The following is a 15,587-nucleotide window of genomic DNA, read 5'->3' on the forward strand; positions in this document are numbered from 1 at the left end:
GGGGTGCCCCCCCTCTCTTCCGCCGGGGTTTTTCCCCCCCCCCCCCCCCCCCCCCCCCCCCCCCCCCCCCCCACGCTCCCACAGGTTATGCGCCTTACATGGCAGGCATCAGCGCCAAAAGAAGCTTTTTTCTTCTTCGGGTTTGTCTTTGAGAGGGCATTCCGGCCGTTGGCCGTAGTCAGTAAGGACGCAGGGTTTGGCCTGACGTCTCTGCGCGAGGGAAATGCGCAGCATGTGGAACGGTTGATTGGCCGTGCGTTCGAGGGTGCGGCCCTGTTCGTCGAGGATTTCCACCGACAGGTTGTGGCTGCCGCGGTCGATGTTGCTCAGGGCGAACACCGGGCTCGGGCCCGGCTCGGCGGTGGGCTGGCCATCCAGCAGCAGACGATAGTGATGACCCGATTGCAGGCCGGGTTCGCTGGTAACGCTGACAATCAATTCACCTGCCGTGCTACGGATCGTGGCATCCGGCTCCGGCACCAGCACGCGAAGCATGTCGTAATGAAACAGTGGCTTGGCTGGCGTGGCCGTCACTGGCGCGGCGCCGCTCGGGTTGGCCGACATCCGATTGCTGGTCGCCAGTGGTACGCGCTTGGCATTACGGTTGCCCGGCTGATCGGTGAAGACCCGATTGCCCTGAGCGTCGATGTAGGTGAAAACCTCGGCCATTGCCGACAGGCTGATCAGGCAGGCGACCAACAGCCAGCCCCTCAAGGCTTGTGCACCCGTTGTACGGTAAAGGTCACGGTGGGGCTCTGCTGCACGACGTTTTGCCCATCGATCACCTGAACCGCAAGGCGGTGTTCGCCACGGTCGATATTCACCAGTTGCAGAATCGGGACGTTGCTCGGTTGGCCGTAGGGTTGATCATCCAGTAACAGCCTCAATCGATGAGGGTCTTGCAGGCGTGGCTGGATCAATACACCGACAGTGAACGTGCCGTTGTTGGCGCGCAAGGCTTCTTCGGTCGGCAGGCCGGTCAGCTCCAGCACCGGATAGGCGCTGTCGGGTGGTTCGCGGCTGCCGGGTTGCGCAGGCGCTACAGGCTCGTTCGGTGGCGGCAGCTCGACGCTGTTGAGTGGCGGCAACTCCACGGGCTCAGCCTTTACGCTTTCCGGCGGCTGATCGCTGTAGGCGGTGTTGCCGTTGGCATCGATGTATTTGTAGATTTGGGCCATCACGGGAGCAATGCAGGACAATAGTAGAAGTAATAACAGTGGCCGCATTCGGATTCCCCGTGTCGGGCAGAGACTACTCCGCCAATGGAATACCCTCGCTCCCAGCATAGAACACAATAAGTTTTACCGGTGCATCGCCGGTAACTCCACGATGAGTGATATTGACCATTTCAGCCAGCGCTTCGCCCTGTTTGATACGCCGGGTCTGGCCGCTGTTCCGGTCTTCGACTGTTAGCTCGCCCGAGAGGATATAAGCCGCGTTGGGAATCGGATGGGTGTGCCAGGGAAGTTTGCTATTGGCAGGGATCGTGAGTTTGAGCACTGTCAGCTCAGGTGCGGTATCCGGGTAGCGAATGTAAGGTGTGCTATCCCACGACTGGCTGCTTTGAAGCAGGATTTCCCGTTCGATTTCTGTCGATGGGGGTGTTGTGGTGCAGCCTGAAAGGGCGAGGGCACCGAGAGCGGTCAGTAGCGTCTTGAGCGTGAAAGTAGTCATCATTCCATCCGTTGATTGCAGGTAGTGGACAGGCTACGAGCCATTCAAACGGGTTGATGCCGGACGATGCTGTGTGTGTCGGAGGAAATGTCCAATTTCATTGTCGGAAGTTGCCCATAAAAAAAGACCTCCCGAAGGAGGCCTCTTTTTGTCGCGCCGCGTAGCGCGGCGCTACCGGATCAGCAGCTGTAGTACAGCTCATATTCCAGTGGGTGTACGAAGGTACGAACCTTGATTTCTTCTTCGCTTTTCAGGGCGATGTAAGCGTCGATGAAGTCGTCGCTGAAAACGCCGCCTTTGGTCAGGAACGCACGACCTTTGTCCAGCTCTTCCAGGGCTTCTTTCAGGCTGCCGCAAACTTGTGGGATCTCTTTCGCCTCTTCAGGCGGCAGGTCGTACAGGTTTTTGTCAGCGGCGTCGCCTGGGTGGATCTTGTTCTGGATGCCGTCCAGGCCAGCCATCAACAGTGCAGCGAAGCCCAGGTATGGGTTAGCTGCCGGATCCGGGAAGCGAGCTTCGATACGGCGAGCGCGAGGGCTGGACACGTAAGGAATACGGATCGAAGCCGAACGGTTGCGAGCCGAGTAGGCCAGCATCACTGGTGCTTCGAAACCTGGGACCAGACGCTTGTAGGAGTTGGTCGACGGGTTGGTGAAGCCGTTCAGAGCCTTACCGTGCTTGATGATGCCGCCGATGAAGTACAGAGCGGTATCGGACAGGCCGGCATAGCCTTCGCCAGCGAAGGTATTCTTGCCATCTTTGGCGATGGACAGGTGAACGTGCATACCCGAACCGTTGTCGCCGTACAGAGGCTTAGGCATGAAGGTTGCGGTGCGGCCGTATGCGTCAGCCACGTTGTGTACGCAGTACTTCAGGGTCTGAACTTCGTCAGCCTTGGCCACCAGGGTGTTGAACTTCACGCCGATTTCGTTCTGACCGGCAGTCGCCACTTCGTGGTGGTGAACTTCGATGACCAGGCCCATTTCTTCCATGGCGTTGCACATGGAGGTACGGATTTCGTGGTCGTGGTCGAACGGCGGAACAGGGAAGTAGCCACCTTTGACGCCTGGACGGTGGCCTTTGTTGCCGCCTTCCACGTCCTGGTCGGACATCCACGAACCTTGTTCGGAGAAGATTTTGAACATCGAGCCTGAGATGTCGGACTTGAACTTCACTTCGTCGAAGATGAAGAATTCAGGCTCCGGACCCACGAATACAGTGTCACCGATACCGGTCGACTTCAGGTATTCCTCGGCACGCTTGGCGATCGCACGTGGGTCACGGTCGTAGCCTTGCATGGTCGAAGGCTCGATCACGTCGCAAACCAGGATCAGGGTCGGCTCTTCGGTGAACGGGTCGAGAACGGCAGTGCTGTCGTCCGGCATCAGGATCATGTCGGAAGCTTCGATGCCTTTCCAGCCAGCGATGGAGGAACCGTCGAACATTTTGCCTTCTTCGAAGAAAGCTTCATCCAGCCCATCGCGAGCCGGCATGGTCACGTGATGCTGAGTGCCTTTTGTGTCCGTGAAGCGCAGATCAATCCACTTGACGTCATGATCTTTGATGAGTTGAACCGACTTCGACATAGTGTCCTCCGGGTGGCTTCGGGCTTGGTAGTGGATGCCCTTAGAATGTGGGTGATGCCGGCGCGAATACTCTGCCAAGGCAACCTGCCTCACAAGGGAGCAAATTGCATGCCAGTGCCCCACCATGGGTTTTTTGCCCCAATATCACGCTTATAAAGATGCAAGGCCTCAAAAAGCGGCAAATCTCGCCCTGTAATGTAGCGTCGAAATCCATAAATGACCTGTTTTGGTGCGATCAAAACCTTCTGCACATTAACTGGTTAAACCTTGAGCAATTTCCGCTATAATCCGCGCCCCCCTTTTTCGGCAGGCCCTGCGCGCGCTGTTTCCATGAAATTAATCGTAAAAGTCTTCCCCGAGATCACCATCAAGAGCCGCCCGGTCCGGATGCGTTTCATCCGCCAGTTGGCCAAAAACATCCGTACCGTGCTCCGCGACCTGGACCCGGCCGTGGTGGTGAACGGTGTGTGGGACAACCTCGAGCTGGAAACCCGCGTCAGCGACCCCAAGGCCTTGAAGGAGATGGGCGAGCGCCTGAGCTGCATGCCGGGCATCGCGCATTTCTTGCAAATCGACGAGTACCCGCTAGGGGATTTCGACGACATCGTTGAAAAGTGCAAGCAGCACTACGGCGATGCGCTAGCCGGGAAAATTTTCTCGGTGCGTTGCAAGCGTGCCGGCAAGCACCCGTTCAGCTCGATCGATATCGAGAAATATGTCGGCAGCCAGTTGCGCCGTCAGTGCGGTGCCGCCGGAATCGACCTGAAAAAGCCTCAAATCGAAGTCCGCATCGAAGTTCGCGACCAACGGTTGTTTGTGATCCACAGCCAGCACAATGGCATCGGCGGTTATCCGCTGGGCGCGCTGGAGCAGACGCTGGTGCTGATGTCCGGTGGTTTCGATTCCACCGTCGCTGCCTACCAGATCATGCGCCGCGGCCTGATGGCCCATTTCTGCTTCTTCAATCTGGGCGGACGCGCCCATGAACTGGGCGTCATGGAAGTCGCGCATTTCATCTGGAAGAAGTACGGCAGCTCCCAACGCGTGTTATTTGTCAGTGTGCCGTTCGAGGAAGTGCTGGGAGAAATTCTCGGCAAAGTCGATAACAGTCATATGGGCGTAGTATTGAAGCGTATGATGTTGCGCGCTTCGTCCCAAATTGCCGATCGACTGCACATTGATGCGCTGGTGACCGGCGAGGCGATCTCCCAGGTATCGAGCCAGACATTGCCGAACCTGAGCGTGATCGACTGCGTGACCGACAAGCTGGTCTTGCGTCCGCTCATTGCCAGCCACAAGCAGGACATCATCGACCTGGCCAACGAGATTGGCACCGCCGATTTCGCCCGGCACATGCCGGAATACTGCGGCGTCATTTCGGTCAATCCGAAGACTGCAGCCAAGCGTCATCGCGTCGAGCATGAAGAGAAAGAATTCGATATGGCGGTACTCGAGCGTGCGCTCGAAAACGCCAAGCTGGTGCCGATCGATCGGGTGATCGATGAATTGGGCCAGGATTTGCAAATTGAAGAAGTCAGCGAAGCGCTGGCCGGTCAGATCATCATCGATATCCGTCACCCGGATGCCGCTGAGGACGACCCGCTGGAACTCGCTGGCATCGAGGTACAAACGATGCCGTTTTATGCACTGAACGCTCGTTTCAAGGAACTGGACCCTACTCGCCAGTACCTGCTTTATTGCGACAAAGGCGTGATGAGTCGCCTGCATGCCCACCATTTGCTCAGTGAGGGGCATGCCAATGTGCGCGTTTATCGACCGAGCTAAGTGCCCGGGGCTGTTTGCCTGTGGCTTGCGTCACCGGCCCCCCGACGCCGCCGTCAAGCTGTAACGGCAAGGCCTGACTCTACTGTAAATCGCTGCCAAGACTTGTCAGCGCACCGAATCCTCTGATCGAGATACACAAGTGATCGAAAATCTACGCAACATCGCCATCATTGCTCACGTTGACCATGGTAAAACCACCCTGGTAGACAAACTCCTGCGTCAATCCGGCACTCTGGAGCGCAACGAGCTCAACGACGAGCGCGTGATGGACTCCAACGACCAGGAAAAAGAGCGCGGTATTACCATTCTGGCGAAAAACACCGCCATCAACTGGAACGGCTACCACATCAACATCGTGGACACCCCGGGCCACGCCGACTTCGGCGGCGAAGTTGAACGCGTAATGTCGATGGTCGACTCCGTTCTGCTGCTGGTTGACGCTCAAGACGGCCCTATGCCGCAAACCCGTTTCGTGACCAAGAAGGCTTTCGAAGCCGGCCTGCGTCCAATCGTGTGCATCAACAAGGTTGACCGTCCAGGCGCGCGTCCGGACTGGGTTCTGGACCAGATCTTCGATCTGTTCGACAACTTGGGTGCCACCGAAGAACAGCTGGACTTCAAAGTCGTCTACGCCTCGGCCCTGAACGGTATTGCCGGTCTGGACCACACCGAAATGGCTGAAGACATGACCCCGCTGTACCAGTCGATCGTCGACAACGTACCGGCGCCGGCTGTTGACCGTGAAGGTCCGTTCCAGATGCAAATCTCCGCACTGGACTACAACAGCTTCCTGGGTGTTATCGGCGTTGGCCGTATCGCTCGTGGTCGCGTCAAGCCGAACACCCCGGTTGTCGCTATCGGTGCCGACGGCAAGAAGCGTAACGGTCGTATCCTGAAGCTGATGGGGCACCACGGTCTGCACCGTGTAGACGTTGAAGAAGCTGCTGCAGGCGACATCGTGTGCATCAGCGGTATGGACTCGCTGTTCATCTCCGACACCCTGTGCCACCCGGACACCGTTGAAGCGATGAAGCCGTTGACTGTCGACGAGCCAACCGTTTCCATGACCTTCCAGGTAAACGACTCGCCTTTCTGCGGTAAAGAAGGCAAGTTCGTGACTTCCCGCAACATCAAGGAACGTCTGGACAAAGAGCTGCTGTACAACGTTGCACTGCGCGTTGAAGAAGGCGACTCGGCTGACAAGTTCAAGGTTTCCGGCCGTGGCGAACTGCACCTCTCGGTACTGATCGAAACCATGCGTCGCGAAGGCTTCGAAATGGCTGTAGGCCGTCCGGAAGTGATCATCCGTCTGGTTGACGGCGTGAAGCACGAACCGTTCGAAAACGTCACCATCGACCTGCCGGAAGAATCCCAGGGCAAGGTGATGGAAGAGATGGGTCTGCGTAAAGGCGACCTGACCAACATGGTGCCGGATGGCAAGGGCCGTGTACGTCTGGAATACAACATCCCTGCTCGCGGTCTGATCGGTTTCCGTAACCAGTTCCTGACCCTGACCAACGGTGCTGGCATCCTGACCTCGATCTTCGACCGTTACGACGTGATGAAGTCCGGCGACATGTCCGGCCGTCAGAACGGCGTTCTGGTTTCGGTTGAAACCGGCAAGGCACTGACCTACTCCCTGGAAACCCTGCAGGCGCGTGGCAAGCTGTTCGTCGAACATGGCCAGGAAATCTACAACGGTCAGATCGTTGGTCTGAACAGCCGTGACAACGACCTGGGCGTTAACCCTACCAAGGGCAAGAAGCTCGACAACATGCGTGCTTCGGGCAAAGACGAAACCATCGCTCTGGTTCCACCTGTTCGCTTCACCCTGGAACAGGCTCTGGAATTCATCCAGGACGATGAATTGTGCGAAGTGACGCCTAAGTCCATCCGTCTTCGCAAGAAGATCCTGGACGAAAGCGAGCGTACCCGCGCTGCCAAGAAAGCCAAGGCGTAATTAGCCCCGGCTGAACGAAAACGCCCCCGGTCGAAAGGCCGGGGGCGTTTTTGTTTGTCTGGGGTTTGTGTAGCGCTTATTCGGGCCTCTTCGCGGGCAAGCCTCGCTCCTACAGGTCCGGGTCGTTCCCGACGCTCATGAAACGACGCGGCCTGTGTAGGAGCGAGGCTTGCCCGCGAAAGCCATCTGTCAGACAACGAAGATCGGAATCAGAACTTGTCCAGCGTCCGCGGATTGTTCTCACGCTCCACTTCTTTCGGCTTGTACGCGCAATACCCCGGTCGCGGTCCGATCTTCGGGTGGTTGCGGCAGGTGTCCGGGCGCTTGTCATAAATGGTGCACAGACGGCTCTTGCGATCCAGGTACAGGCAATCGTTGTTGCTCATGCGCTGCAGCGTGAAGATCTCGGACTTCTGGTTATAGCGTTCGACGATCCCTTCCTTCTGCAAACGCTTGGCAATGTTCTTCGGCGGATCGCCCCGCTCGAATTCGTCGACGATGCCGATACGGATCAGATCCTTGATCTTGACCTCGACCGGCAAGGTGCAGCAGCTGGACACGCAAGAACCGCACATCGGGGCAGAGTACTTGGCCCAGGTATCGAGTCGATCGATCTCTGCGGCGGCGATCAGGTTGGGCTTCATCATCGGTTGTTACCAGCGTGTGCATCAGGGCGCGCGATCATACCGGGACTGGTGGATTTTTGAACAACCTTTCGCCAGATTTTTTCGTTTGGCGCAAAATAACCCCTGTGTCCGGCACGGCCCCTGCATCGTTTCTGGCACCGACAACATTAATGTCACCTATCTCGCACAAACAGGAAAAACTGCCGAACCAGAGTCTCAACGGTCTGTCAGACCGACTAGGCTCAGACAACTTCACGCTCGCTCGAGGTCTTATCGATGACTCAAGAACCACTTGTTCGCGAAGCAGAGGTGGCCGCATTCCGCGACGCCGTCTTGACCAAGCTTACCTACGCGGTGGGCAAAGACCCTGATCACGCCTTCGACCATGACTGGTTCGAAGCCATCGCCCTGGCGGCGCGCGATCACATGGTCGAGCACTGGATGGACCACACCCGGCAGATCTACCGCAAAGGCCAGAAACGGGTCTATTACCTCTCCCTCGAATTCCTGATCGGCCGCTTGCTCTACGACAGCCTGAGCAACCTCGGCCTGCTTGATGTGGCCCGTGAAGCCATGACCGAACTGGGCGTCGACATCGAGCGCATCCGTCTGCTGGAACCCGATGCGGCATTGGGCAACGGAGGTCTCGGACGTCTGGCGGCGTGTTTCATGGAAAGCATGTCGACCTTGGGCATCGCCGGGCATGGTTATGGCATTCGTTACGAACACGGCTTGTTCCGCCAGGCCGTCGTCGATGGCTGGCAGCAGGAGCAGACCGAAAACTGGCTGGATTTCGGCAATCCCTGGGAGTTTGAACGGCCAGAGGTCGCCTACCCGATTGGCTTCGGCGGCAGTGTCGAAACCGTGACCGATGAGAACGGCAAATCCAGGCAAGTCTGGTCTCCGGCGGAAACCGTGCGGGCCATCGCTTATGACACCCCGGTAGTCGGTTGGCACGGTGCGAGTGTCAACACCCTGCGACTGTGGCGTGCCCGGGCCATGGAAGATTTGCACCTGGAGCGCTTCAACGCTGGCGACCATCTGGGCGCGGTAGCAGAAGTGGCCCGGGCCGAAAGTATCTCCCGCGTGCTCTACCCGGCGGACAGCACCGATGCCGGCCAGGAACTGCGCCTGCGTCAGGAGTATTTCTTCGTTGCCGCATCCTTGCAGGATTTATTGCGCCGCCATCGCAACATGCACACTTCGGTACTGACCCTGGGCGATCACGCAGCCATTCAACTCAATGACACGCACCCCTCGATTGCCGTGGCCGAACTGATGCGTCAGCTGGTCGACGTCTATGACGTGGCGTGGGATGCGGCGTGGCAGGTCACCGTCGATACGCTGTCGTACACCAACCACACGTTGTTGCCGGAAGCGCTGGAAACCTGGCCGGTCGGTTTGATGGAGCGGATGCTGCCACGGCACATGCAGATCATTTATTTGATCAACGCCCAGCACATCGACTCATTAAGGGCCAAGGGCATTCATGATTTCGACGTGTTGCGTGCGGTCTCATTGATCGAAGAAGACAACGGTCGTCGCGTGCGCATGGGCAACCTGGCATTCCTTGGTTCTCACAGCGTCAACGGCGTGTCCGCCCTGCACACGCAACTGATGCGTAGCACCGTGTTCTCCGAGTTGCATAAACTCTATCCGGAGCGGATCAACAACAAGACCAACGGCATTACCTTCCGCCGCTGGCTCTTCCAGGCCAACCCCGAATTGACCTCGATGATGATCGACGCCCTCGGCCCGGATATGCAGGATAACCCCGAAGAAAGCCTGATAGGGCTGGAGCCCTTCGCCGAGAAACCCGCATTCCGAAAACAGTTCGCCGAGCAGCGGATGCATAGCAAAAAAGCCCTGGCGTACCTGATTCATGAGCGGCTGGGAATCGCGGTCAACCCGGCGGCGATGTTCGATGTACAGGTCAAGCGGATCCACGAATACAAACGTCAGTTGCTCAACCTGCTGCACACCGTTGCGCTGTATCAGGCGATTCGTGCCGAACCGGAAATCGATTGGGTGCCGCGGGTGAAAATCTTCGCCGGCAAGGCAGCGGCCAGTTATCACCAGGCCAAATTGATCATCAAACTGACCAACGACATCGCCCGGGTGGTCAATAATGACCCGACCGTGCGTGGTTTGCTTAAAGTGGTGTTTTTGCCCAACTACAACGTCAGCCTGGCCGAAAGCATCATTCCGGCGGCGGATTTGTCGGAGCAGATCTCCACCGCAGGCTTCGAAGCCTCAGGCACCAGCAACATGAAATTCGGCCTCAACGGCGCGCTGACCATCGGCACCCTGGACGGTGCCAACGTGGAAATGAGCGAGCGCATTGGTGTCGAACACATGTTCATCTTCGGTCTCAGCGCCGAGCAAGTGGAAGCGCGCAAGCTTAACCATGAGTTCAACGCGGCGCCGGACATTACCGCCTCCCACCGACTCAACGATGTGTTGCAAGCGATTCGCGGTGGGGTGTTCTCACCGGACGATCCGTCCCGCTACACCACGCTGATCGATTCGCTGGTGGACTATGACCGCTTCCTGGTCTGTGCCGATTTCGATTCTTACTGGAACGCTCAGATGCGGGTCGAGGCTCATTGGCACGACTCCAAAGAGTGGTGGCGCTCGGCGGTATTGAGCAGCGCGCGGATGGGCTGGTTCTCGTCCGACCGGACCATTCGCGAGTACGCCACGGATATCTGGAAAGCGTTGGAGTAAGTCGTCAATTAGCTCGATATACTGACGCGCCGGAAAAGATCGCAGCCTTCGGCAGTTCCTACCAATCGCGTGCTACCACGCCCGTGTAGGAGCTGCCGAAGGCTGCGATCTTTTTGGAACTGGCTACGCTAATCTTTCTGGATTGGCCAATGCGCTTAGGGATATCGACCATGCAATGGATGTTCATGCTGATTGGGCTGCTGCTGGGTTGGCTACTCGATGAGTCGTTCAGCGATGCGTTGTTGGGCGCTTTGCTCGGGTTGGGTATTGGCCAGGCCATCCGCATCGGCCGCTTGAGCACTCAAAGCGCCGAGCAGCGACGCTTGCTCGATCAGGCGCAGGTTGCGCTGAATGCGCTCGAGCAGCGATTGGCGTTGCTGGAGGTACCGGGCGTCAAACTACCTGAAGCCAGTGAACCTGCGACTAGCGAACCGGCTCCATCCTCTGAAATCATTCTTGAGCAAACCCCTGTCGAATCCCCGGAGCTGATCTGGGAGCTGCCGCCTGAATTTGAACCCGTCGCGGCGGCCGCCACCGAAGCCGATCGTCCGCCGCCCGTCGATGCCTGGAAACCCGAACCAGTCGCCCGCGAACCACAACAACCGGCGGCGCCGCGCGGCCCGAACGTCATCGAGCGGGCCATCAGCGGTGCGCGCAACTGGCTGTTCGGCGGCAATACCGTGCTGCGGGTCGGCGTGGTGCTGTTGTTCCTTGGCCTGGCCTTCCTGTTGCGCTACGCCACCGAAGGCATGGTGGTGCCGGTTGAGTTGCGCTACGCCGGTGTCGCGGCGGCGGCCTTGGGCTTGCTCGGGCTGGGCTGGTGGTTGCGCCTGCGCAACAGCCATTACGCGTTGATGCTGCAAGGCACCGGGATCGCGGTGTTGTACCTGACCGTATTTGCCGCGATGCGTTTGCATCCGTTGCTCGATCCCACGGCTGCACTGGGGCTTTTGGTGGTGGTGACGGTGTTCTCGGCGATTCTCGCCATTACCCAAAACGCCTTGGGCCTGGCTGCCGCTGCCGCCCTGGGCGGTTTCGCCGCGCCAATCCTGACGTCCACCGGCGCCGGCAACCATGTTGCGCTGTTCAGCTACTTCGCCTTGCTCAACACCGGCATCCTCGCCATCGCCTGGTTCAAGGCCTGGCGGCTGCTTAACCTGATCGGTTTTGTCGGCACCTTCGGCATCGGGTTGGCCTGGGGCTTGCGCTCCTATACACCTGAGTTGCTGTGGAGCACCGAGCCGTTCCTGATCCTGTTTTTCCTGATGTACCTGGTTATCGGCCTGTTGTTCGCCCGGCGCAAACTGCTGGAAATGAGCGATGCGCCCCAGGATGACAGCCGCGAGGCACTGGTGCACTGGTCGGCGCGCAAGGGCGATTACGTCGACGGCACGATGCTGTTCGCGCCACCGCTGGTAGGTTTCGGTTTGCAGTTCGCGCTGGTGGAGCATCTGGAGTTCGCCGCCGCTTTCAGCGCCTTGGCACTGGGCATGATTTACATGGGGCTGGCCCGGTTGCTGATGGGCGGTCGAGCATTGTTGCTGGCGGAAACCTGCCTGGCGCTCGGTGTGATCTTCGCCAGCCTGGCGATTCCGTTGGGGCTCGACGCGCGTTGGACCGCAGCCGCCTGGGCGGTGGAAGGCGCGGGAATTTTCTGGCTCGGCCTGCGTCAACAGCGACCGTTGGCGCGAGCCTTTGCCTTGCTGCTGCAACTGGGCTCGGCACTGGCCTTTCTCAGTGAACTGCGGATCGGCGAAAACAGCCTGCTCGAGGGCGCACCGCTGGGGGCGTTGATGCTCGGTGTGGCACTGCTGTTCAGCTTCTACCAGTTGCGTAAAGCGTTGCCCGAACAGGCGTCGCAGTGGGAGCGCCAAGGATTGCCGGTATTGGCCTGTTTGGGGCTGACGTTCCTCTATCTGTTGGCGCCGCTGTTCTTCTTCACCCACGGCACGGCGATCAGTTGGGCACTGGCCGGGTTGGCGACGCTGTTCGTCGGTCTGCGCCTGCAATCGCGGACGTTCCTGTTCACCGCGTTTGCAGTGCAACTGCTTGGCGGTGCGTTGTTCCTGTTGCGCCTGCAAGGGTCGGACGGTGATTCGGCCGCGGTGTTCAGCGCCGGCTGGAGCGGTTTGCTCAGCGCGTCCCTGATCGGGCTGGCATTGATTGCCGGCATGTTGCTGGCGGCCCGCGACGAAATGGTGCGCAGTGACGTGCGTTTGCTGCGCGGCTTGTCAGTGGTGTTGCTGGCCGGCCTGGTACTGATCAACCTTGCGGTGCTGTTCGTGTTGCCGTGGCAAACCGCGAGTGCCGTGTGGGCCGCCAGTGGTTTGTTCATCATCTGGCTGAGCCTGTACCTGAAGCAGCGCGTGAGTTTTGTTTTTGGTTTGCTGTTGCAGGTGATCGGCGGCGCGGCGTTCCTGTTCGCCGGGCCGAACCTGCTCGGGCCGCTGCTCAGCGAAGGGTTGCGACCGTTGGCGCACAGCGGCTTCTGGACGCCGCTGGTGCTGGGGCTGGCCGCCTTCATTGGAGCCTGGCGTTTGCAGCTGGGTAATCATGCTTCGGCCTTCGATGGGTTGAGCCTGCAGCGTTTGTCCGAAGTGTTGCTGGTGTGGGGCGCGGGTTGGTGGGCGCTCGCGTGGCTCAGCGAAGTGCTGCGCTTTGCGCCGTCGAATCTGCAAGCCACTTTATTGCTGGCCGTCGCCGCCGTGAGTGTCGCGCTGTGGACGGTATTGGCGCTGCGCCTGAAGTGGTCGTCGCTGGGCTTGCTCTGCACCTTGCTGATTCCGGCCGCTGGCCTGGTGCTGCTCGCGGCCTGGCATTCGCGTTATCACCCGGCCGCCGACTTCGGCTGGCTGGTCTGGATCGCAGTGTTCGTCGTGCATTTCATCTCGCTGCGGCGTCTGGCGCCGACGCTGCCCGCAAGCGCCCAGAGCACCGCCCATGTGCTCGGCTGCTGGTTGTTGATCGGCGTGTGGGCCCTGGAACTGCGTTACGGTCTGCTGCTGTTGTCGCAGCAGTACAACGCCTGGCGCTGGCTGGGCTGGGCGATTCTGCCGAGCCTGTATCTGGTGCTGATGGCTGCGCCGCGTGCCTGGCCATGGCCGGTATCGAAATACCCCCGCGAGTACCGGGTTTATGCCGCTGCGCCGTTGGCATTGTTGATGCTCGGCTGGTTCTGGTTGGCGAACATTGCCAGTGACGGCACCGCTGAGCCGCTGCCCTATGTGCCGCTGATCAACCCGCTGGAATTGGGTCTGTTGTTCGCCCTGTTCGGCGTTTACGTCTGGTCTCGCAATGCCGTGACGCAACGGGCGATCCGCAAGGAATACGCCGATAACGCCACCCAAGTGATTGCCGGGGTCTCGCTGTTCGTCTTCTTCACCGCACTGGTGATGCGCGCGGCTCATCATTGGGGCGGCGTGCCGTACGCGCTGGATTTGCTACTCGAATCGATGCTGGTGCAGGCCGGCTTGTCCATCGTCTGGACCCTGATGGCCCTGAGTCTGATGATCGGTGGGCATCTGCGCCATCGCCGCGAAGTCTGGCTGATCGGCGCGGCGCTGATTGCGCTGGTGGTCGCCAAGCTGTTCTTCGTTGAATTGAGTAACCGCGGCGGGCTCGCGCGGATCGTGTCGTTTATTGGCGTTGGCGTGTTGCTGTTGGTGGTGGGCTATTTTGCTCCGTTGCCGCCCAAGCGCGCCGACGCTGTGCCGGATGTTGAAAAACCGGGCCCTGAAACCGAAGGAGTGTCGTCTTGAATCAGAAGCTGAGCCTGGGCTGGTGGGGTGCTGTTGTACTGTGCGTGACGCTGTCGGCCGGCGCGCAGGAAAAACCGGCGGACTTTGCCGCGCAGGTGCCGTTGTCGGTGAGTGGCGAGGGGCCGTGGTATCGCCTGGAATTACCCTTGGGCGTGCAACTGAAAGCGCGGCACACCGATCTCAGCGATCTACGGGTGTTCAACGCCGCCGGTGAGCCTCAGGCTTATGCGCTGGCCCGAGAACCCGCGCAGACCCGCGAAAACCGCACGCTTCACGACGTGAAGTGGTTCCCGTTGTACAACTCGGCGGATGCCACCGAACGCGCACCAAGCGTGCGCGTGCAATCGAATACCAACGGCACGTTGATCGAAGTGCAGCCGTCCAGCCAGTTGGAGGCAGGCGAAGAAGAGCTGCGCGGCTGGTTACTCGATGCCAGCCGAATCAAGGCGCCTTTACAGCAATTGATCCTCGATTGGACCAGCGATCGCGACGGCTTCCAGCGTTTCAGCATCGAAGCCAGCGACGATTTGCAGCATTGGCAGTCCTGGGGTGAAGGTCAGGTGGCACGTCTGACGTTTGCCGACGAACGGGTCGAACAACATGAGGTCGGCCTGCCGGGGCAACCGGCGCGCTACTTGCGTTTGCTGTGGAGTTCACCGCAATCGGCGCCGGCGCTGACTTCGGCGCAACTGGAAAGCGCCAACCCGCGCACCTTGCCGCTGCCGTTGGTCTGGTCACAACCGTTGGCTGGCACCCGGGTGAAGGCCGGTGAGTACATCTGGCAATTGCCGATGGGATTGAACGTCCAGCGCTTGCAGATCGAACTGAATCAGCCTAACAGCCTGGCACCGGTGACGTTGTCGGGGCGTCGGGAAACCAGCTTGCCGTGGCAAACGCTGACCAGCGGTTTGCTTTACCGCTTGACCCAGAATGGCCAGGACGTGGTGCAGAACGAATTGCAGTTGCCGGGCCAGACCGTGCAGCAATTTAAGCTGACGGTGGATGAGCGCGGCGGTGGCCTGGGCGCCGAAGCACCGACCGTGCGGTTTGCCGTGCGCTCCACGCAACTGGTGTTCCTGGCACGCGGTGCCGGGCCTTATACGCTGGCGTTGGGGAATGCGACGGTGAAGGCGGCGAACTTGCCATTGTCGACGCTGATTCCCGATTACAGCGCGGCGAAGCTGGCGGCGTTGGGCAAGGCGACCGTGGAGGGTGGGGTCGTGGTGACTCCGGCGGCGACTGTGCCAGCGGTGGCGGACCCGAACTGGAAGAAGTTCGGGTTGTGGGCAGTACTGTTGCTCAGTGTGCTGTTTCTGGGAGCCATGGCGTTCAGCTTGCTGCGCAAGCCCCCCGTCAAATCCTAGGCTGGCGTTTCGCGCCAGATCGCGGGCAAGCCGCGCTCCCACAGGATTGGTGGATTACCTGTAAGAGCGAGGCTTGCCCGCAAAGGCGTTCCTTCCGGCCACCAAAA

10 protein-coding genes are annotated in these 15,587 nt (G+C 59.5%); 5 read left to right on the top strand and 5 right to left on the bottom strand.

Annotated elements, in window-relative coordinates; translation table 11 throughout:
• Positions 1–108: 108 nt before the first annotated feature.
• The 4 genes from FHW68_RS14945 to glnA form a co-directional block, all read right to left on the bottom strand.
• A complete protein-coding gene (locus tag FHW68_RS14945) occupies positions 109–714 on the bottom strand; it encodes a DUF4124 domain-containing protein (protein ID WP_168185106.1) in 606 nt (201 codons plus the stop codon).
• Entirely contained in the window at positions 711–1,226 is a 516-nt protein-coding gene (locus tag FHW68_RS14950) for a DUF4124 domain-containing protein (protein ID WP_095633418.1), read from the bottom strand. Before FHW68_RS14950 ends, FHW68_RS14945 begins: the two co-directional genes overlap by 4 nt.
• Before the next feature lie 25 nt (positions 1,227–1,251).
• Entirely contained in the window at positions 1,252–1,674 is a 423-nt protein-coding gene (locus FHW68_RS14955; protein WP_095633419.1) for a cupin domain-containing protein, read from the bottom strand.
• A 179-nt stretch (positions 1,675–1,853) separates the two neighbouring features.
• Entirely contained in the window at positions 1,854–3,260 is a 1,407-nt protein-coding gene (gene glnA / locus FHW68_RS14960; protein WP_007907861.1) for a glutamate--ammonia ligase, read from the bottom strand.
• 330 nt (positions 3,261–3,590) lie between these two features.
• On the opposite strand from glnA, the gene thiI reads away from it, so the two are divergent.
• Entirely contained in the window at positions 3,591–5,045 is a 1,455-nt protein-coding gene (gene thiI / locus FHW68_RS14965; protein ID WP_095633421.1) for a tRNA uracil 4-sulfurtransferase ThiI, read from the top strand.
• Positions 5,046–5,184: 139 nt separating this feature from the next.
• Positions 5,185–7,005: a translational GTPase TypA gene (gene typA / locus FHW68_RS14970; RefSeq protein WP_007989225.1), complete on the top strand. Its 1,821-nt coding sequence runs from the start codon at positions 5,185–5,187 to the stop codon at positions 7,003–7,005.
• Positions 7,006–7,214: 209 nt separating this feature from the next.
• Here the strand turns inward: typA and FHW68_RS14975 are convergent, their stop codons facing one another.
• On the bottom strand, positions 7,215–7,652 hold the full coding sequence (locus tag FHW68_RS14975; RefSeq protein ID WP_095633422.1) for a YkgJ family cysteine cluster protein: 438 nt from the start codon (positions 7,650–7,652) through the stop codon (positions 7,215–7,217).
• A 255-nt stretch (positions 7,653–7,907) separates the two neighbouring features.
• On the opposite strand from FHW68_RS14975, the gene FHW68_RS14980 reads away from it, so the two are divergent.
• The 3 genes from FHW68_RS14980 (at position 7,908) to FHW68_RS14990 (ending at position 15,480) form a co-directional block, all read left to right on the top strand.
• A complete protein-coding gene (locus FHW68_RS14980) occupies positions 7,908–10,358 on the top strand; it encodes a glycogen/starch/alpha-glucan phosphorylase (protein WP_095633423.1) in 2,451 nt (816 codons plus the stop codon).
• A 170-nt stretch (positions 10,359–10,528) separates the two neighbouring features.
• The gene (locus FHW68_RS14985; protein ID WP_183681053.1) at positions 10,529–14,116 is read left to right on the top strand and encodes a DUF2339 domain-containing protein; all 3,588 of its coding nucleotides are present in this window, start codon (positions 10,529–10,531) and stop codon (positions 14,114–14,116) included.
• The gene (locus tag FHW68_RS14990) at positions 14,113–15,480 is read left to right on the top strand and encodes a DUF3999 domain-containing protein (RefSeq protein WP_183681055.1); all 1,368 of its coding nucleotides are present in this window, start codon (positions 14,113–14,115) and stop codon (positions 15,478–15,480) included. The genes FHW68_RS14985 and FHW68_RS14990 overlap by 4 nt, the downstream gene beginning before the upstream one ends.
• Positions 15,481–15,587: the final 107 nt, after the last annotated feature.

Source organism: Pseudomonas sp. Tn43 (assembly GCF_014192635.1).
In the GTDB taxonomy this organism is placed as follows: domain Bacteria; phylum Pseudomonadota; class Gammaproteobacteria; order Pseudomonadales; family Pseudomonadaceae; genus Aquipseudomonas.

Coding starts and splice junctions, on each gene's coding strand:
- FHW68_RS14950 (WP_095633418.1), bottom strand. CDS start 1,226: ATGCGGCCACTGTTATTACTTCTACTATTGTCCTGCATTGCTCCCGTG.
- FHW68_RS14955 (WP_095633419.1), bottom strand. CDS start 1,674: ATGACTACTTTCACGCTCAAGACGCTACTGACCGCTCTCGGTGCCCTC.
- glnA (WP_007907861.1), bottom strand. CDS start 3,260: ATGTCGAAGTCGGTTCAACTCATCAAAGATCATGACGTCAAGTGGATT.
- thiI (WP_095633421.1), top strand. CDS start 3,591: ATGAAATTAATCGTAAAAGTCTTCCCCGAGATCACCATCAAGAGCCGC.
- FHW68_RS14975 (WP_095633422.1), bottom strand. CDS start 7,652: ATGATGAAGCCCAACCTGATCGCCGCCGCAGAGATCGATCGACTCGAT.
- FHW68_RS14980 (WP_095633423.1), top strand. CDS start 7,908: ATGACTCAAGAACCACTTGTTCGCGAAGCAGAGGTGGCCGCATTCCGC.
- FHW68_RS14985 (WP_183681053.1), top strand. CDS start 10,529: ATGCAATGGATGTTCATGCTGATTGGGCTGCTGCTGGGTTGGCTACTC.